Origin of the sequence: Paraburkholderia sp. EG286B (assembly GCF_040965655.1) — a bacterium.
Classification (GTDB): domain Bacteria; phylum Pseudomonadota; class Gammaproteobacteria; order Burkholderiales; family Burkholderiaceae; genus Paraburkholderia.
This window is the reverse complement of record NZ_JBFRCF010000011.1, coordinates 250,051-267,442: the sequence shown is the minus strand read 5'-3', so window position 1 is coordinate 267,442 and position 17,392 is coordinate 250,051. Positions and strand designations below refer to the sequence as shown.

Sequence of the window (17,392 nt, the reverse complement as noted above, 5' to 3'; positions counted from 1 at the left end):
GAACATACCTCCGACGTCTTGAGCTAGTGCGAGTGACGCGCGCGAGGCGTGCCGCGTTTCCTTGCGCGCCGCCCTCGCCCGTTCGTCTTCCAGTTCAGGAAGCTGGCCACGGCAGCCGCAATGAATGTGACGAAAGTCGAGGCCGACGAAGCGAGGAGCGTGTATTCCCCTGGATTCATCGAGGGCGTTGCCGACTGGAATCGGGATGCGGACGAGGATGGGACTGCCGGGGCGCTTCTCGGCGAGGCTGGCGAGATGCGCGACGCTGACGCGCCTTTGAGCTGCACGACGGTTGCTGGCGGCAGCGGAGCCGCCCACTTGTAGCGCACAAAGAGGGCGGCCGTGACGCAAAAGAATCCCATGAAGAGACCCAGAAACAACCGGCAAAACAGTTCGAGCCTGAGGGAATGAGCCATGTCAGCCTCCGTCGTCGTCAACGGTTCCCACAGGCTTATATTGCGCTGGCAATGGCAAAAGGGAATAGCTTCAGACAGATAGTCGCTCGACGATTTCATCGAACGACGGCCGCATTTCGACTTGCTCGGCGAAACAGTCTGCGATCAGCGCATCGAGCCCGGTATCGCGATCGCGAGCCTCTCCGGTCAAACGCTGCGCGAGTTCTTCCAGCAGGCAGCCAAACGCACGCACCTCGATGCGCTCGAGCGCCTGCGACTGTGCGCGATCGTCGCTATCGTGAAAGGACGCCGCGCCGAAGTCGCCGAGCAAGACGTGCCCTGAGCCGTCGTGCAGGATGTTGTGCGCATAGAGATCGCCGTGCATGATCCCGCGCCCGTGCAGATGCTGCGCCGCCGATGCGATCCCTCGTGCAATCTGCAATGCAACCGGGCGGTCGAACAGAACATCGGCCGCGTAGACGTCACGCGTACACGAGTCGAGGCTCGGAGGACCGGCGAGATTGGCGAACGACGGAGGGATGAGTTCCATCACGAGGCCGTGCTCGCCCAGCGGATGACCCGTGATCTTGCCGAGCACCGGGATGAGGTTCGGATGCGAACCGGCCTGCAGACACGCCGCCATTTCCAGCTCCGGCAAACCGTCGCTCGTGACCGCGCCCTTGAACAGCTTGACGGCCACCGCCTCCACCGGATGGCCGTCGCGCAAAAGACGCGTCGCGCGATGCGTCACGCCCGATGCACCCTCGCCGAGCGTTTGCCCGAGCGCGAGCGTATGCCAGTCGATATCGGGCACCGGCGCATCGGCCAGCGCCACCTGCTCACGCGCCACGTTCAGCGGATTGCCGGCATAGGCGAGCCACGCGAGCCGCGGCAGGCGCAACAGCCAGTCGGGCAAGGCATCGAGCCGGTTCGCCGAAATCCGCAGCAGTTCGAGCCGGCTGCAAGCGGCCATCGTCTCGGGCAACGCGCGCAGCCGGTTGCCGGCAAGCATCAGCTTCTGTAGATGCGGACGCTCGCCGATTTCGGCCGGCAGCGCATCGACGTCGTTATCGGTCAGGATCAGCCAGCGCAATTGCGGCGGCAGCGCGCGCCCCGAAACGCGGCGGATGCGGTTCGCCTTGAAGCCGACCATGCTCAGCGATTCGCAGTCGCCGAGGACGGGCGGCAACTCGGTGAACGGATTGTTCGAGGCGAACAGAATGCGCAGACGGCGCAGCTTCGGCAGGTCGTCGGGCAGTGACGTGAGCGCATTGCCCGAGAGGTCGAGCACCTCCAGGGTGTCGGCGAGGTCGAAGATCTCGCGCGGAAATTCGGTCAAGCCGCAGGCGAGCTTGAGCTGTCGGGCGCCGGCGAGTTGTCCGTCACGCAGTTGTTCGAGGGTAGCGGTCTTCACGCGTGGATGGAATCGAGTAATGGCAAGGAAGTCACAAGCGCCGCTGCACAACTCAGCGCCGACCCTTGCAATTCTAGCGGGTGACTCGCCTGGGCCGCATTTTGGGCTGCAAGCTTCAGGAACGCGCCTGCTCGCTTGCGGCAGCCTGCTCGTGCACGCTCGTCGCCGACCAGCCGCCGCCCAGCACCTTGTACAGCGTGACCTGATTCGAGAGCTTCGCCAGTTCGTCGCTGACGAGTTGCTCCTGTGCCGTATAGAGCGTGCGCTGCGCGGTCAGCACGGTCAGGAAGCTGTCGGTGCCGGTCTTGTAGCGCGCCTGCGCGAGATCGTAGTAATCCTGCGCCGATTTCACGTAGTCGCGGTCCGCCGCGACCTGATCGACATAGGTCGCGCGCCCCGCCAGTGCGTTCGACACTTCCTTGAACGCCGTCTGGATCGCCTTTTCGTAGTCGGCCACGTCGATATCCTTCTCGATCTTCGCCACGTCGAGCGACGCCTTGTTGCTGCCGTAATCGAAGATCGGCATCGTGATCGTCGGCGCGAACGTCCACGCGCCCGTGCTCGCCTTGAACAGCTGCGAGAGGCTCGTGCTGGCCGTGCCGGCGCTCGCTGTCAGCTCGATCTTGGGGAAGAATGCCGCGCGGGCGGCGCCGATGTTCGCGTTCGCCGCCTTGAGCGTATGCTCCGCCTCGACGATATCGGGCCGCCGCGCGAGCAGATCGGACGGCATGCCCGCATCGACGACGGCGAACATGGTGTCGCTCTCGAGCAGCGTGGGCCCGGTGGCGAAGTCGTCGGGCAACGGGCAGCCGATTTCGGCAATCAGATTGTTGCGGTCCTGCGCGACCGCGCGCGTGTATGACGCCACGCTCGCGCGTGCGCTCGCCAGCGAGGTCTGCGCCTCGCGCACGTCCTGCAGCGACGCGCTGCCGATCTTCATCATGCTCACCGTGAGGTCGTAGGTGCTCTGATCGGCCGCGACGGTGTCGGTCGAGACTTTCAGCAAGGTCTCGTCGGAGAGCAATTGCAGATAGTCGGTCGCCACGTCGGCCACGAGCGAAAGCTGCGTGCTGGTGCGCGAGGCCTGCGTCGACAGATAGTTTTCGAGCGCCTGGCGCTTGAGGCTGCGGATGCGCCCGAAAAAGTCGATTTCCCACGACGTCGTGCCGACCGACACGGTATTCGAGTGGCTGACCGCGCCATCGGTGCGCGTGTTCGTGAGCGAGCCGCCGGCGTCGATCGTCGGCGCCAGCTCGGCGCGCGTGATGCGGTACTGCGCCTCGTACTCGGCCACCTGCAGCGCCGCGACCCGCAGGTCCCGATTGTGGTCGAGTGCGAGCGCGATCAGCTCCTGCAGGCGCGGGTCCTTGAAGTAGTCGCGCCAGCCGACCTCGGCCGCGTTCGGTGCCGCAGGTGACGTGGCAGGCGCGGGGGACGTAGCCGCCGATGCACCCGCGTCGTACGCGGTGCCCGTTGGCCACGCGGTGGCGACCGGCGCAGCGGGCCGCTGATAAACCGGGTCGAGAGAACATGCACTCAGTGCTGCCGCACAAAGCACTGTCAAAAGCTTCAGTTTCATTGCTGGTCCTTTGCGGGCTGTGCGGCTTCGCCGTCGCCATGCTCCTTGAACAGCCGGCGCACGACGATGAAGAACACGGGCACGAAGAAGATGGCGAGCGCCGTCGCCGCGATCATCCCGCCGGCAACGCCGGTTCCGATCGCATGGCGCGCGGCCGAGCCCGCGCCGGTGCTGATCACGAGCGGCAGCACGCCGAACACGAACGCCAGCGAGGTCATCAGGATCGGCCTCAGACGCTGGTGCGCCGCTTCGAGCGTGGCCTCGACGAGCCCGCGGCCCTGCTCCTGGAGGTCCTTGGCGAATTCGACGATCAGAATCGCGTTCTTCGTTGCGAGGCCGATTGTCGTCAACAGGCCGACCTTGAAATAGACGTCGTTCGACAGCCCGCGCAAATGCGCGCCCAACAGTGCTCCAAGCACGCCGATCGGCACCACGAGAATGACCGCGAGCGGCACCGACCAGCTTTCGTACAGCCCCGCGAGGCACAGGAACACCACGATCAGCGAAATCGCATACAGATACGTGGCCTGCGAACCGGCGAGCACTTCCTGATACGACTGCCCCGTCCACTCGATGCCGAAACCGGCCGGCAATTGCTTCGCGAGGTTTTCGACGGCGGCCATCGCCTGGCCGGTGCTCACACCGGGTGCGGGCTGCGCGCTCATCTGCATCGACAGTTCGCGGTTGTAGCGTTCGATCTGCGGCGGACCAAACGTCCAGCGCGTCGTGGCGAACGCCGAGAACGGCACCATCTGGCCGTCGTAGCCGGTCGTCGTCGTGGACGATGTCGACGACGAACCCGAAGTCGAACTCGATGACGAACTCGACGATGACGAAGTACTCGACGACGACGAATCCGCGCGCACGTACCATTGCCCGATGTCGTCTGGCATCATCCGGTACGGTGCGTCCGCCTGCACGTAGACCTTCTGGATCCGCCCCGTATCGATGTAATTGTTCACGTATGCAGAGCCGAACGCGGTGGAAATCGTCGTGTCGACATCGGCGATCGACAGCCCGAACGCACTCGCTTTCTCCCGGTCGATATCGACATAAAGCTGCGGCGTATCTTCGAGGCCGGCCGAACGCGTCATGGCGAGCGACGGGTCCTTCGCGGCCAGCGCGAGGAACTGGTTGCGCGCCTTCAACAGCTTGTCATGCCCCTGGCCCGCGCGGTCCTCGATCTCGAAGTCGAGGCCGCTTTGCGTGCCGAGACCATGAATCGCAGGCTCGTTCATCACGAAGATCTGCGCATCGCGATTGCCCGCGAAGGCCGCGTTCGCGCGATTGATCACCGCCTGCGCGCTATCGTTCGAGCCGCGCTGGCTCCAGTCCTTCAGCTGCACGAATGCGAGCGCATTGTTCTGCCCCTGCCCGTTGAAACTGAAACCGTTCACGGCCATCACGTGCGTCACCGCGGGCTGCTTCAGAAAGTACTGTTCGACGGCGCCCACGGTCTGTAGCGTCTTCGAAGAAGGCGTGCCGACCGGCGCCGAAATCGACACCATGATCGAGCCCTGGTCCTCTTCCGGCAGATACGACGAAGGCAGCGTCACGTACAGAATGCCGACCACGCCCGCGATGAGTGCATAACCGAGCATCCAGCGCGCGGGCCTGGCCACCACGCGCGCAAGCGTGGTGCTGTAGCACGCGTTGCTCTTCGTGAAGAAGCGATTGAACGCGCCAAGCAAGCCGCGACTCTGCGCGTGCTCGACGGCCGACGGGTTCAGCAGGCTCGCGCAGAGTGCGGGTGTGAGCGTCATGGCGAGCAGCACCGAGAGCACCATCGCCGAAACGATGGTGACCGAGAACTGGCGATAGATCGCGCCGGTCGAGCCGGAAAAGAAGGCCATGGGGATGAAGACGGCGGTCAGCACGGTCGTCACGCCGACGAGCGCGCCGGTGATCTGGCTCATCGCCTTCTTCGTGGCCGCCTTCGCGTCGAGCTTCTCCTCGGCCATGATGCGCTCGACGTTTTCGACGACGACGATCGCGTCGTCCACGAGCAGGCCGATCGCGAGCACCATGGCGAACATCGAAAGCACGTTGATCGAAAAGCCGATCGCCGACATCACCCCCAGCGTGCCGAGCAGCGCGACCGGCACGACGATCGTCGGAATCAGCGTCGCACGCAGGTTCTGCAGGAACAGATACATCACGAGGAACACGAGGATCACCGCTTCGAAGAGCGTCTTCATGACCTCCTCGATCGAGATCTTCACGAACGGCGTGGAGTCGTACGGATACGCGATCGCCACGTCCTTGGGCAACTGCGGCTGCAGCTCCACGAGCTTCGCGCGCACGGCCTTCGCGACCGCCATGGCGTTCGCGCCGGTCGAGAGCTTGACGGCCAGCGCAGCGGCCGGCTTGCCGTCGAGCCGCGAGGACGTATCGTATGAATCGCCGCCCACCTCGACGCGTGCGACGTCCTTGAGCCGAACCTTCGAGCCGTCGCTATTCACGCGCAGGAGAATGTCGCCGAACTGGTCGGGCGTCGTCATCAGGCTCGACGCCGAGATCGTCGCATTGATCGCCTGGGAATCCGTAGCAGGCGCGCCGCCGAGTTCGCCCACGGAAAGCTGCACGTTCTGGTTGGTGACCGCCGTCGTTACGTCGGACGCGGTGACGCCGAAGCTGCGCAGCTTCACGGGATCGAGCCAGATCCGCATGGCATGCTGCGCGCCGAACAGCGTGACGTCGCCCACGCCGTTGATCTGCGTAAGCGGGTCCTCGATCTGCGTGGCGATGACGTTGCCGAGGTCGATCGAATTGAGCGTGCCGCCCGGCGACGACAGCGCGACGATCATCAGAAAGTCGCTCGACGCCTTCGCGACCTGCACGCCCTGCTCCTGCACCGTCTCCGGCAGCGAGGCGGTGGCCTGGGTCACCTTGTTCTGGACCTGCACCTGCGCGATGTCCGGATTCGTGCCGGGCCGGAACGTCAGGTTGATGGTCGCCTGCCCCGCGCCGCTGCTAGTCGACGACATGTACAGCAGGTTATCGATGCCGGAAAGCTTCTGCTCGATCACCTGGGTGACGGTCTTCGCGACCGTGTCGGCGGAGGCGCCCGGATAGGTCGCCGTGACCTGCACCGAAGGCGGCGCGATGGTCGGATATTGCTCGATCGGCAGCGTGGTCGTCGCCGCGCCGCCGATCAACATGATGACGATCGCAACGACCCACGCGAGGATCGGGCGCTGGATGAAGAAACCTGCCATGCGCCCTCCTTACGACTTCGCCGCTGAAGCTGCTGCTGAAGTCACAGCAACGCCCGAGGCGGCGTCAGCGGCCACGTGTACCGCCACGCCAGCCTGCACCTTCTGCAACCCGCTCACGATCACGCGATCGCCGGCCTTCAGTCCGCTCGTGACGATCCACTGGTCTGCATAGGCGCTGTCCGCGTGCACGGCCACCTGCTTCGCATGCCCCGTCGCATCGACGACCCATACGCTCGCGCCGCCGTCCGACGCGCGCGTGACCGCAAGCTGCGGCACGAGCAGCGCGCTCGTGCTCTCGCCCTCGTCGAGCTGCGCGCGCACGAACATGCCGGGCAGCAGTTCGCCGTCCGGGTTCGGGAAGACCATGCGCAGCGTGACCGAGCCCGTCGTCGCGTCGACGGTGATGCCCGAAAACTGCAGCACGCCTGCGTGTGCGTACGGCGTGCCGTCCTCCATCACGAGCTGCACCGCCGCGCCCGTGCCCGCGCGCTTGAGCCGGCCCGAGGCGAACGCCTTGCGCAAGCGCAGCCAGTCGGCGCTCGAGCGCGTGACGTCGAGGTACATCTCGTCGTATGCCTGAATGGTGGCGAGTGCCGTGGTCTGCTCCGAGGTCACGAGCGCGCCTTCCGTCACCGACGAAGCGCCGATGCGGCCTGAAATGGGCGCCGTGATCCGCGTGTAGCCGAGATTGATACGCGCCGACTCGAGCGATGCGCGATCCGCAATCACGTCGGCCTCGTCCTCGCGAACGGCCGCGATCGCATCGTCGTTGTCCTGCGCGCTGACCGCGTTGATCTTCACGAGCTGTGCGTAGCGGTCGGCTTTCGTCTTTGCGGAAGCGAGCGTTGCCTGCGCCTTGGCGAGCGTGCCGCGCGCCTGATCGTAAGTCGCCTGGTAGGTGGCCGGATCGATCTGGTAGAGCACCTGCCCCGCCTTCACGTCCGAACCCTCGACGAAGAACCGCTTCTGCACGATGCCGCCGATTTGCGGCCGCACATCCGAGACCTTGAGGGACGAAAGCCGGCCGGAAAGCTCGGCCGTCATCACGATGCGCTGCGGTGCGAGCGTCTTGACGCCGACTTCGACGCTCTGGCTGGCGGGGTTGGCGGGCATCCCAGCGTCGTGACGTTGACAGCCGGCGATCAATATGGCGGTCGAGCAGAAAAGCGCCGCGCCCAGGCGTTGGCTCTTCCAGCTCCGCCTCTTTCTAGCATGAATCTCTTGTGGCATATATCCCATCGAATCGTGCGTTGACTCGCCTTGCCGGAACATGGGCAGGCGCAAAGCCATTGACTCGCAGTACTAAGCGGTTGAAGTCTTGCAGCCCGGAAAGACTGATGCCTCGTTGCACATCAGCTTCCAACCCTGAATTGGATGTTCCCGGTCACATAACTAAACTGAACGGCATGGTTTATAATGGAACGATCGATGGCTGTCAATCGCCTTACCCGGCAACGAATGTTTCAATCCGTGACGGGCCGGGGTATTGGCGCGGGCGCTCGCGTCCCGGCCTGAGAGCGAGTGAGGAAGGGAGACCCCATGAGAAAGAAGACCGAAGAAAAGCGTCAATCCATCATCGAAGCCGCGCTGGCTGTGTTCCGGGACGTCGGCTTCGAGCAGGCGTCGATGACGCAAATCGCGGCTCGTTCGGGTGCGTCGAAGGCGACGCTGTATAGCTATTTCGAGTCGAAAGAGGCGTTATTTGCTGAAACAATGACAAGCCGCGCCGGGACGGAAATCCGCCATGCGTTCAGTCAGCTGACGCTCGATATGCCGCTGGGCGAGTCGCTCGTCGCGTTTGGGGTGCACTACCTGACGGCCGTGCTGCAGCCCTCTTTTCTGGCCACGCGCCGGCTGTGCTATCAGGAGGTCGACCGGTCGAACGTGGGGCGGACCTTGTACGAATCGGGTCCGAAACGGGGCTTGATGCACGTGCGCGATTTTCTGGCGAGCGCGATCGAAGCGGGCACAATCCGGCCGTGCGACCCAGGCGTCGCCGCGCACCATCTGCTGGCGCTGCTCGAAGCCGAGTTGGTCGAAATCGCGACGCTTGGCTATGAGGTCAAAGCCTCGCGCGCGAAATTGCTGGAGGTCGTAAACCGGGCAATCGATGTTTTCCTCGCGGGCTACGCCGTGGCAGCGCCGCAAGCGAACCGCAAGGGTTCGCAGAATGCGAAATGATGGCGGGCTTCACGACCGCAAGCCCGCGTCAGCAAGGCGCAACGTGCGGAATCATCGCGGCCTGCCCGTGCAGCACACCGGCTTCGTCGATCAGTTGCCATACGGTCGCGCACTCGATCCAGAAGCGCTGCCCCGATTTCGTGATGCGGATGCCGCGATAGTCTTTCACGAAGCCTTCGCGTGTCACCGAATCGAGAAATGACTGGCGCTCGCTACGCTCGGGTGCCTGCGCGGAAAGACGCGAAGGCAGCGCCGTGATTTCGTCCCAGTCGTAGCCGAAGATCGCTTGCGCGCGACGATTGCCATACATGAACACGGGGTCCGCCTGCGTGCCGTGCGCAAGCAAGCCGAACGGCGCGTGCTCGTAGAGCCAGGCCGCGCTCTCCGTGTCGCTCATGCCTTCGGGTACGAGCGCAACGCCCAACAGGCGGCGATAGCTGTTGGCGAGAAGGCGAAAAAACTCGGTATCCGTGTTCCGTGTCATGCAGACTGGCTCCTTCGAGTCGAGGGGTGGCTTGCGCGTTGCGCAATTCTATCAACCGCGCGTGAGGTGGGCGCCGAGCCCAGCGGCAAATACACGCCGGTACATACGCGCTAAAAACGGCTGCGTCTGCGCGCCGGGCCAGCTGGAATACGACCGGAACACTGAGTGTTCTGTTAGCGGATCAACATCTTGGGTCCGCCAATGGAACCTCACTATCTGAACACCGGCGCGGTGGGCTTCGGCCTCGCTACCGTCTCCCGCAACAACACGGTCCTCGACACGTGGTATCCATTCGCTTCGCTGCGAGCCGATGCCTGGCTTTCCCTGTTGTATTTGCCGAGGCTGGCCCTCATCGCCGTGCCCGCCTGGGACACGATCGATCCCATGTGGGACGGCATGCCGTTCTTCTACTGGTATCCGCTGTTCTGGCTGCTGGGTGGCTGCGTGACAAGCGGCATCGTGTTTCTCGCAAGCGACGTAAATGCCGCGAATCGCGCCGCAAGGGGCGACGGCACCTCGACGCCAGACCCGGACTCTGCGGCCGAGTTTCATTTCGAAGCGGTTGAAGGGGAGGCCGAGTTCTAGCTCGCGGCGCTGCACGCGCAAGGTGTTTACAACGGCATATGTATGACGAAAGCAGGCGTAATGCGCGAAAACTCAAGAACAGCAGGCTCGAGCCGTAATAAGGAGGTCGGCGCGTCATGCGCCCCTGCATTTACAGCCATACGACTCCCATGAAACTCAGCCGCAAGATTCCTCTCGCCTTCGCCGCGTCCCTCACCCTCATGTCGGCGGGTGCGTTCTACGGCATCCACACGCTCAACGAAGCCATCGATACTTACCGCACCACCGTGCAGGACGCTGCCGCGAGCGAGCGCATGGTGTCGGCCACGCTCGTCGAGTTTAAGCTGCAGGTGCAGGAGTGGAAAGACACACTCCTGCGCGGCAAGGACCCGCAAAAACTCGATCGTTACTGGAGCGCGTTTCAGAAGCGCGAGCGTACCGTGAACGATCTCGCCGCCGCGCTCGAAACGAAACTGCCCGAAGGCGAAGCGCGCACGCTCGTCGCGCAGTTCGCCGAGGCGCACGAGGCGATGGGCCAGGGGTATCGCAAGGGCTTCGAGGCGTTCAAGGCGGCGGGCGCCGATCCCGTTGCTGGCGATACCGTGGTCGCCGGCGTCGATCGCGCGCCAGCCCAGTTGCTCGACCGCGCCGCGCAGACCATTGCCGCCGCCAACGCGCAAGTGGCCACCCAGGCCGCGGTGCAGGCCGCGCACGCCACCATCGTGAGCGCGGTGCTGATGGTGGTCGCGTTCCTGCTCGCGCTGGCGGGCGGCGTGCTGTTCAGCCGCACGGTCACGAGCCCGCTGGGCCGCGCCGTGGACTTTGCGCGCGAGGTCGCCGACGGCGACCTGTCGACCGATCTGCACGCGCATGGCGACGACGAAACCGCGGAGCTGCTCACTGCGCTCGCGAAAATGCAGACGAGCCTCGCCCGTGTGGTGAGCGAGGTCCGCGCCAATGCCGAAGGCGTGGCAACCGCGAGCGCGCAGATCGCCTCGGGCAACCAGAATCTGTCCTCGCGCACCGAAGAGCAGGCGGCGTCGCTCGAAGAAACGGCCGCAAGCATGGAAGAGCTGACGTCGATCGTACGCATGAACGCGCAGAACGCGGAGCACGTCAGCTCGCTTGCGGGGACGGCGGCGCAGACCGCGGCGCGCGGCGGCACGGTAATGCGCGGCGTGGTCGGCACGATGCAGTCCATTGCGGACAGTTCGAGCAAGGTCGGCGAGATCATCGGCTTGATCGACGGCATCGCGTTTCAAACCAACATCCTTGCGCTCAACGCCGCCGTCGAAGCGGCGCGCGCGGGCGAGCAAGGCCGCGGCTTCGCCGTCGTCGCGGGCGAAGTCCGCACGCTCGCGCAGCGCAGCGCGAGCGCGGCGCGCGAGATCAAGGCGCTCATCGAACAGTCGAAGGAACACGTCGAAAGTGGATCGTCCCAGGTGGCCGACGCCGGCCACATCATCGACGAGATCGTCGAAGCCGTGCAGCGGGTTTCCGGCACCGTGCAGGATATTTCGACGGCGTCGCGCGAGCAGTCGACGGGCATCGAGCAGGTGAACATCGCCGTCACGCAAATGGACGAGGTCACGCAGCAGAACGCGGCGCTCGTGGAGGAAGCATCGGCTGCGACGTATGCGCTGGCCGAGCAGGCGCACGCGCTTCGCGAGACCGTGGCCGCGTTCAGGCTCAGGGAGGGCGCGATCGCCTGACTTCAAGCGGTTGCCGTGCGCGCGCTGGGGGACATAAGCGCCGCGGCATGTCCGGCATCTTGCGGGCGAGGCGCGCGTCCTCGCGCTCTGAGCCTGTTCCCCGGCTGGTCTGTGCAACGCAGGCTGGCCGTCACTGACTGACACGCCCGGCCGCGGCTCGCCTTGCGGCTCTGGCGGCCACCTCCGCCGTGTTCGCGCTCCAATTTTGTGAGGCGATACGCCGCACAAAAACTTCACCTCCATTGCTTGAAAGCAAATCTTACGAAATGTAAACTTGGTGCAAGCTTTGGATTCGGACGCAGTCTTCCCGGGGCTCCCCTCGAACCTCGAGTCAATCCATCGATAATTTAGTCATCCTTTATTTCATTGCCAGGGAGAAAACCATGAACTCGTACATCAACCGACTCAACGCCTCGTTCGCGATTGCCGGCCTCCTCATGATGGCGCCGTTCATGGCTATGGCCCGCTTGCCAGCGCCGACCTCTGTCCCGCACGGCGAATCCCTCGTCAAGAAGCGCACGTCGAACCGCGTCGCCGATGAGGAGCGTCGCGCCAGCGAATCCGGTGGAAGTGAATCCGTTAGTGAGTGATCAACATTCCTAAGGAAATTTCATCTCACTTCCTCTTTTCTTGAACGCTATTTGGAGCATTCACCATGAAAGCGAAAGTCACGACATTCTTCATTATTGCCGCCCTGCTCGCAACGACAGGCACCGCGTTCGCATCGCAGCCTGAACACCGTCCGGGCAACCCGCCGCCCACGTCGATCGAACGAGCCAACCGTCCGGTGGGTGCGATTCCGCATCGCGACTGGCAGCGCGGCGACCGCCTGCCGCCTGAGTACCGTGACCGGATTTTCGTGGTCGAAAACTGGAACCAGCACGGCCTGAAAGCGCCCCCGCGCGGCTACCATTGGGTCGGCGTAGCCGGCGACTACGTGCTCGTTGCCAGCGCGACCGGTGTGATCTCAACGGTTCTGCCCGCCGCCACCCATTGATCATGCCGTTGTTTTCCCACGCTTTGCCCGCTCTTCGCCGCCACGCGGCCAAGGGCCGGCATCAGATAGCGACCTGAAATCAAGCCGCAACGACGGCAAATAAAGCTAGCTCTCGCAAATACCCGGCACGGCCACTTTCTGGAAGATATGCGGCGACGCGATCACCGAGGAAGGGTAAGCGCCCAGGCTCGACCGGAACGCCGGCGCAGAGAACGCCGCCCGAAAATGCGCCGTGGATTCCCAGACCGCGTAATTCAAATAAGCCGCCTGCTCTCCGAGCGCCCGATGGAGTTGCGTTGAAATAAAGCCGGCTTGCTGTTTCACGAACGCAGCGTCTTCCTGCCAGGCCTCGAGAAACTTCGCCTCATCGGCCAGATCCAGTGTGAATACATTCACGAGCACAACGGGCTCGGCGTCAATGGCAAGTTGGCGTTCGATCGGGAAAGAAGGATCAAGCGGTCGCAATTGCAGCATGGTGCACTCCAGAGTCTAAAAGCATGATGTCAACCGGTCATGGCTAATTTATAGTAAATTGACATGATGATGTCAATTTGAAAATAAGGTGACATATGCATGAACCTGCGAGAACACCGGCCGGCGAACTTCTGTCGGGCATCATGCTCGACCTCTTCCGGCTCAATAGCGCCCTGCTCACCTCGGGCGACCGCCTGGTCGAGGGCCTCGGGCTCACGAGCGCACGCTGGCAAATGCTCGGCGCCATCCGAGCCGCGGAGCGGCCGCAGCCAGTGGCCTGGATCGCCCGCGACCTGGGGGCCAATCGGCAAAACGTGCAACGGATCGTGAACGACCTCGCCAACGACGGTCTGGTCCGCTTCGAGGCCAACCCCCACCATCGCCGCGCGCAGCTTGTCGTTTTGACCGACGAGGGCCGGCAAGCCTTCGAAGCGGCCATGCGTCTTCAGGCCCCCTGGGTCAACCAGCTCTCCAATGGCGTGACCGTCAACGAAATCAAGACCTTGCAGCGCGTCATCATGAAATTGCAGGCGAATCTGGACGACATGGCCGGAGCCGACGAGCCGGACTGATCGAGCGGCGCTGCTTGCGCATGCAATGTGCTACAGCAGGGCATCGTTACCATCCGCGAGGCGAGGCCCACGCATGTCGACCATTGCCCTCATTGTCGTGACGGTCGCGGTGACGCTCGTCGTCATCCTGGTGATCGCGAACCTCACGAGCGGCGAAAAGAAGATCGAGCACAAGATCAACCGGCTCTACGCGAGCGACAGTCCGCAGTTCATCCGTTCGATGGGGCTGCTGCTCGGGCCGCCCGTCGTGGAAGGCAACCGCTTCGAGGTGCTCGTGAACGGCGACGCAATCTTTCCGTCGATGCTGGCGGGCATCCGCTCGGCGCAGCACACCATTACCTTCGAAACCTTCATTTACTGGTCCGGCGCGATTGGCGAAGAAATCGCTTGCGCGCTGTCCGACAAGGCGCGCGCGGGCGTCGCTGTGCATGTGCTGCTCGACTGGATGGGTTCGTCGAAGATGGACAAGCGCTATCAAAGCATGCTGCGCGAGGCGGGTGCCCAGCTCGTGCTGTATCACAAGCCGCACTGGACGGGTCTTGGCCGCATGAACGACCGCACGCACCGCAAGCTGCTCGTGATCGACGGACGCATCGGCTTTACGGGCGGCGTGGGTATCGCCGACGAATGGACCGGCCACGCGCAGGACGAAAAGCATTGGCGCGACACGCACCTTCGCATTGAAGGCCCGGCGGTCGGACAGATGCAGGCGGTCTTCATGGACAACTGGGTCAAGTCGACGGGCAATGTGCTGCACGGCCCGGAGTACTTTCCCGAGATCGACGCCGCGGGCGACGGCCTCGCGCACATGTTCAGCAGTTCGCCCTCGGGCGGCAGCGACGACATGGAGCTGATGTACCTCATGGCGATCACCGCCGCCGCGCACTCCATCCATTTGTCGACGGCGTACTTCGTGCCGGACAAGCTGACGATCAACGCGATCGTCGAAGCGGTGAAGCGCGGCGTGAAGGTGCGCATCATCACCCCCGGCAAGCGCATCGACACCCACACGGTGCGCGAGGCGTCGCGCGCGTGCTGGGGCGACCTGCTCGCGGCGGGCGTGGAGATGTACGAGTATCAGCCGACGATGTTCCATTGCAAGCTGATCGTCGTCGACGAATATCTGGTGTCGGTCGGCTCGACCAACTTCGACAGCCGCTCGTTCAAGCTCAACGACGAGGCCAATCTCAACATTTACGACCGCGATTTCGCGCGCCAGCAGACGGCCATTTTCGATGCCGACGCCGCCCTCGCCAAACGCATCACGCTCGAAGACTGGCGCCGCCGTTCGCTCCAGGAAAAGCTGCTCGAACACGCGGCCGCCCTGCTCGATTCGCAGCTCTGAGGCCTGCGCGAGCGCGGCGATGCCAATCGACAACGAAGCGAAGATCGCCGACAATCGGTGCCCGACGTTGGGCAGTCGACAAAGCAAACAGAAAAAAGGGACCGCTATCCATGCTGCACATCGAGGACCTGGCCGCTCCGCCAGAGGGGTTTCTGCGCGACGAGCCGGAGGGAGCGGAGTTTTACCAGGCCTTTCAGACGGCCCGGCTGGACGATTTCAGCTTCGGTTATTTCGCCGTGTACCGCGACAACGCGCTCGTTACCGTGGCGCCCTACTTCGTGATGGATTTCCGGCTCAACACGCTGCTGCCCAGTGGCTGGCTAAAGCACAGCCTGAGCTGGATCCGCCTCAAGCTGGCCTGTATCGGGCATCCGACCGTCGATGCCGGCCGCATCGAGGGCGAAGTCTCGCAGGAGACGCTCGCGGCCATCAGCACGGCGCTTGCGAAGAAAGGGAGCCTGCTCGCGTACAAGGGTTTCGCCGAGGACCTGCCGCTGCGCGGCTTCGTGGCCGCGAAAGGCCTGCCCGTGCCGGTGCTGTCGATCGGCCCGGACTACTACCAGGCCATGAAGAGCGACCGCAGAAACCTGCTCAAGCGCAAGCTGAAAAAGGCCGCCGCGCTGCGCTATGAAGAATGCGCGGGTCTGCCCGATCACCTCGTCGCCCGAGTGTATGCGCTCTATCTGAACACCTGGCAAAAAGCCGAGTTGAAGTTCGAGAAGCTCACGCCGGAGTATTTCGCCAATACCCGCGGCCTGAGCCATTATCTGCTGTACTTTCTCGACGACGAGCTGATCGGCTTCACCCAGTTGATCGGCAAGGGACGGCATCTCGTCAACCGCTACATCGGGCTTGACTACGACAAGAGCCAGCAATACGGCCTGTACTTCGCCATGTTCATTCGCACGGTCGAATTCGGCATTCGCGAAGGCTACGAGGAAATCGAACTGGGCGCGACGTCCTATGAGTTCAAACGCATTCTGGGCGCCCGCCAGATTCCCACCTGGAATCACTATCGGCACAACAACGCGCTCGTCAACTGGCTGCTCGGCAAGCTGCGCAGCGTGCTGGAACCGTCGGAGTCCGAACTGCGTTAGCGCTCGCCGGATTGGCCCGGTGCGTCCCCGCTGCCGGCAACGCGCGTTACAGGCGATAATGTGCCAAACGCAATCGACTTGGGAAACGGAGTAAGCATGAGCAAGCAAGGCTTCACCACTGGCATCGTTCACGGCGACAGGATCGCGGGCACCGAGCACGGCGGCGTGCGCCAGCCGATTCATACGTCCGTGCAATATGGTTTCGAGCGCGTCGAGGACCTGATCGGCGTGTTTCAGGGCACGAAAAAAGGCGGCTTCAACTACGCGCGGCAAGGCACCCCCACGACGGCCGCGCTCGAGCGCAAGATCACGAGCCTGGAAGGCGGCACCGGCACGGTCTGCTTCAGCACCGGCATGGCTGCGATCACGGCGACCTTCCTCACGCTGCTGCGCGCGGGCGATCATCTCGTGTCGAGCCGCTATGTGTTCGGCAACACCAACAGCTTGTTCGGCACGTTGCGCACGCTCGGCGTGGAAGTCACGACCGTCGACGCCTGCGACGCCGAAAACGTGAAGAACGCCATCCAGCCGAATACGCGCATGGTGTTCGTCGAGACCATCGCGAACCCGGGCACGCAGATTCCCGACCTGCAAGGCATCGGCGAGCTGTGCCGCGAGCGCGGCATCGTCTACGTCGTCGACAACACGATTACCTCGCCCGCCCTGTTCCAGCCGAAGGCGGTCGGCGCGAGCCTCGTCATCAACTCGTTGACGAAGACCATCGCGGGCCATGGCGCCGCGCTCGGCGGCGCGGTGACCGATACGGGCCTGTTCGACTGGAGCGCGTATCCGAACATCGCCGACGACTATCGGCGTTCGGCGGCGAAAGATCAGGGGCTCCTGCAGATCCGCAAGAAGGGCCTGCGGGACATGGGGGCATCGCTGTCGTCCGAGCAGGCGCACGCCATCGCCATGGGCGCGGAAACGCTCGCCCTGCGCGTAAAGCAAAGCAGCGACAATGCGCTCGCGCTCGCGCAGTTTCTCGAAGGCCACGAAGCCATCGGCAAGGTGTTCTACCCGGGCTTGAAGAGCCATCCGCAATACGAGGTTGCCCAGGCGCTCTTCAAGGGCGCGTCGTGGCTGCTCGCGTTCGAACTGCTCAACGCGGAGCGCATGATCGACGTCGTCAACGCGCTCGAACTGCCGATCAAGGCGACCGGCCTCGGCGACACGCGCACACTCATCATTCCCGTCGCGCCGACGATCTTTTTCGAAGCCGGTGCCGAGACGCGCAAGGCGATGGGCATCTCCGACGGCATGCTGCGGCTGTCGGCGGGCATCGAGGATATCGACGACCTGATCGCGGACTTCTCGCAAGCGCTCAAGCTGGCGGCATAACGCCGGGAGCGTCGATGTCGTG

16 protein-coding genes are annotated in these 17,392 nt (G+C 63.8%); 10 read left to right on the top strand and 6 right to left on the bottom strand.

Features of this window, described 5'->3' with window-relative positions:
• The first annotated feature begins 120 nt into the window (after positions 1-120).
• Positions 121-324 carry a hypothetical protein gene (locus AB4Y42_RS24780; RefSeq protein ID WP_368690791.1) on the top strand — a complete coding sequence of 68 codons (204 nt, stop codon included), beginning with the start codon at positions 121-123 and terminating at the stop codon, positions 322-324.
• 162 nt (positions 325-486) lie between these two features.
• On the opposite strand, the gene AB4Y42_RS24775 is transcribed toward AB4Y42_RS24780, so the two are convergent.
• From AB4Y42_RS24775 to AB4Y42_RS24760, 4 genes are all read right to left on the bottom strand, one after another.
• On the bottom strand, positions 487-1,809 hold the full coding sequence (locus AB4Y42_RS24775; RefSeq protein ID WP_368695643.1) for a leucine-rich repeat-containing protein kinase family protein: 1,323 nt from the start codon (positions 1,807-1,809) through the stop codon (positions 487-489).
• Between the two features lie 115 nt (positions 1,810-1,924).
• A complete protein-coding gene (locus AB4Y42_RS24770) occupies positions 1,925-3,388 on the bottom strand; it encodes an efflux transporter outer membrane subunit (RefSeq protein WP_368695642.1) in 1,464 nt (487 codons plus the stop codon).
• Complete coding sequence (locus AB4Y42_RS24765) at positions 3,385-6,606, bottom strand: efflux RND transporter permease subunit (protein ID WP_368695641.1); 3,222 nt, start codon at positions 6,604-6,606, stop codon at positions 3,385-3,387. The genes AB4Y42_RS24770 and AB4Y42_RS24765 overlap by 4 nt, the downstream gene beginning before the upstream one ends.
• 9 nt (positions 6,607-6,615) lie before the next feature.
• On the bottom strand, positions 6,616-7,719 hold the full coding sequence (locus AB4Y42_RS24760; protein WP_368695640.1) for an efflux RND transporter periplasmic adaptor subunit: 1,104 nt from the start codon (positions 7,717-7,719) through the stop codon (positions 6,616-6,618).
• Between the two features lie 426 nt (positions 7,720-8,145).
• On the opposite strand from AB4Y42_RS24760, the gene AB4Y42_RS24755 reads away from it, so the two are divergent.
• Positions 8,146-8,787, top strand: a complete 642-nt coding sequence (locus AB4Y42_RS24755; RefSeq protein WP_368690786.1) for a TetR/AcrR family transcriptional regulator — start codon at positions 8,146-8,148, stop codon at positions 8,785-8,787.
• 28 nt (positions 8,788-8,815) lie between these two features.
• On the opposite strand, the gene AB4Y42_RS24750 is transcribed toward AB4Y42_RS24755, so the two are convergent.
• A complete protein-coding gene (locus tag AB4Y42_RS24750) occupies positions 8,816-9,271 on the bottom strand; it encodes an MEKHLA domain-containing protein (RefSeq protein WP_368695639.1) in 456 nt (151 codons plus the stop codon).
• Between the two features lie 201 nt (positions 9,272-9,472).
• Between AB4Y42_RS24750 and AB4Y42_RS24745 the strand changes: the two genes are divergently transcribed.
• From AB4Y42_RS24745 to AB4Y42_RS24730, 4 genes are all read left to right on the top strand, one after another.
• Positions 9,473-9,856 carry a DUF3311 domain-containing protein gene (locus AB4Y42_RS24745; protein ID WP_368695638.1) on the top strand — a complete coding sequence of 128 codons (384 nt, stop codon included), beginning with the start codon at positions 9,473-9,475 and terminating at the stop codon, positions 9,854-9,856.
• Between the two features lie 149 nt (positions 9,857-10,005).
• On the top strand, positions 10,006-11,547 hold the full coding sequence (locus AB4Y42_RS24740; protein ID WP_368695637.1) for a methyl-accepting chemotaxis protein: 1,542 nt from the start codon (positions 10,006-10,008) through the stop codon (positions 11,545-11,547).
• A gap of 383 nt (positions 11,548-11,930) precedes the next feature.
• A complete protein-coding gene (locus tag AB4Y42_RS24735; protein WP_154678146.1) occupies positions 11,931-12,137 on the top strand; it encodes a hypothetical protein in 207 nt (68 codons plus the stop codon).
• A 65-nt stretch (positions 12,138-12,202) separates the two neighbouring features.
• Positions 12,203-12,544 (top strand): RcnB family protein, encoded by a 342-nt coding sequence (locus AB4Y42_RS24730; protein WP_342924740.1) that lies wholly within the window; start codon positions 12,203-12,205, stop codon positions 12,542-12,544.
• 105 nt (positions 12,545-12,649) lie between these two features.
• On the opposite strand, the gene AB4Y42_RS24725 is transcribed toward AB4Y42_RS24730, so the two are convergent.
• Positions 12,650-13,018 carry an antibiotic biosynthesis monooxygenase gene (locus tag AB4Y42_RS24725; protein ID WP_368695636.1) on the bottom strand — a complete coding sequence of 123 codons (369 nt, stop codon included), beginning with the start codon at positions 13,016-13,018 and terminating at the stop codon, positions 12,650-12,652.
• A 95-nt stretch (positions 13,019-13,113) separates the two neighbouring features.
• Here AB4Y42_RS24725 and AB4Y42_RS24720 point away from each other — a divergent pair, with 95 nt between their 5' ends.
• The 4 genes from AB4Y42_RS24720 (at position 13,114) to AB4Y42_RS24705 (ending at position 17,370) form a co-directional block, all read left to right on the top strand.
• Positions 13,114-13,590 (top strand): MarR family winged helix-turn-helix transcriptional regulator, encoded by a 477-nt coding sequence (locus tag AB4Y42_RS24720; RefSeq protein WP_368695635.1) that lies wholly within the window; start codon positions 13,114-13,116, stop codon positions 13,588-13,590.
• A 73-nt stretch (positions 13,591-13,663) separates the two neighbouring features.
• Positions 13,664-14,935 carry a cardiolipin synthase gene (gene cls / locus AB4Y42_RS24715; protein ID WP_368695634.1) on the top strand — a complete coding sequence of 424 codons (1,272 nt, stop codon included), beginning with the start codon at positions 13,664-13,666 and terminating at the stop codon, positions 14,933-14,935.
• A 110-nt stretch (positions 14,936-15,045) separates the two neighbouring features.
• Positions 15,046-16,032, top strand: coding sequence for a GNAT family N-acetyltransferase (locus AB4Y42_RS24710; RefSeq protein ID WP_368695633.1), 987 nt, complete (start codon positions 15,046-15,048; stop codon positions 16,030-16,032).
• 96 nt (positions 16,033-16,128) lie between these two features.
• The gene (locus tag AB4Y42_RS24705) at positions 16,129-17,370 is read left to right on the top strand and encodes a cystathionine gamma-synthase family protein (RefSeq protein WP_368695632.1); all 1,242 of its coding nucleotides are present in this window, start codon (positions 16,129-16,131) and stop codon (positions 17,368-17,370) included.
• Positions 17,371-17,392: the final 22 nt, after the last annotated feature.

Bases quoted from the DNA above. Each gene is read 5' to 3' on its own strand.
- AB4Y42_RS24780 (WP_368690791.1), top strand. From the start codon at position 121: ATGAATGTGACGAAAGTCGAGGCCGACGAAGCGAGGAGCGTGTATTCC.
- AB4Y42_RS24770 (WP_368695642.1), bottom strand. From the start codon at position 3,388: ATGAAACTGAAGCTTTTGACAGTGCTTTGTGCGGCAGCACTGAGTGCA.
- AB4Y42_RS24765 (WP_368695641.1), bottom strand. From the start codon at position 6,606: ATGGCAGGTTTCTTCATCCAGCGCCCGATCCTCGCGTGGGTCGTTGCG.
- AB4Y42_RS24760 (WP_368695640.1), bottom strand. From the start codon at position 7,719: ATGCCCGCCAACCCCGCCAGCCAGAGCGTCGAAGTCGGCGTCAAGACG.
- AB4Y42_RS24755 (WP_368690786.1), top strand. From the start codon at position 8,146: ATGAGAAAGAAGACCGAAGAAAAGCGTCAATCCATCATCGAAGCCGCG.
- AB4Y42_RS24750 (WP_368695639.1), bottom strand. From the start codon at position 9,271: ATGACACGGAACACGGATACCGAGTTTTTTCGCCTTCTCGCCAACAGC.
- AB4Y42_RS24745 (WP_368695638.1), top strand. From the start codon at position 9,473: ATGGAACCTCACTATCTGAACACCGGCGCGGTGGGCTTCGGCCTCGCT.
- AB4Y42_RS24740 (WP_368695637.1), top strand. From the start codon at position 10,006: ATGAAACTCAGCCGCAAGATTCCTCTCGCCTTCGCCGCGTCCCTCACC.
- AB4Y42_RS24735 (WP_154678146.1), top strand. From the start codon at position 11,931: ATGAACTCGTACATCAACCGACTCAACGCCTCGTTCGCGATTGCCGGC.
- AB4Y42_RS24730 (WP_342924740.1), top strand. From the start codon at position 12,203: ATGAAAGCGAAAGTCACGACATTCTTCATTATTGCCGCCCTGCTCGCA.
- AB4Y42_RS24725 (WP_368695636.1), bottom strand. From the start codon at position 13,018: ATGCTGCAATTGCGACCGCTTGATCCTTCTTTCCCGATCGAACGCCAA.
- AB4Y42_RS24720 (WP_368695635.1), top strand. From the start codon at position 13,114: ATGCATGAACCTGCGAGAACACCGGCCGGCGAACTTCTGTCGGGCATC.
- cls (WP_368695634.1), top strand. From the start codon at position 13,664: ATGTCGACCATTGCCCTCATTGTCGTGACGGTCGCGGTGACGCTCGTC.
- AB4Y42_RS24710 (WP_368695633.1), top strand. From the start codon at position 15,046: ATGCTGCACATCGAGGACCTGGCCGCTCCGCCAGAGGGGTTTCTGCGC.
- AB4Y42_RS24705 (WP_368695632.1), top strand. From the start codon at position 16,129: ATGAGCAAGCAAGGCTTCACCACTGGCATCGTTCACGGCGACAGGATC.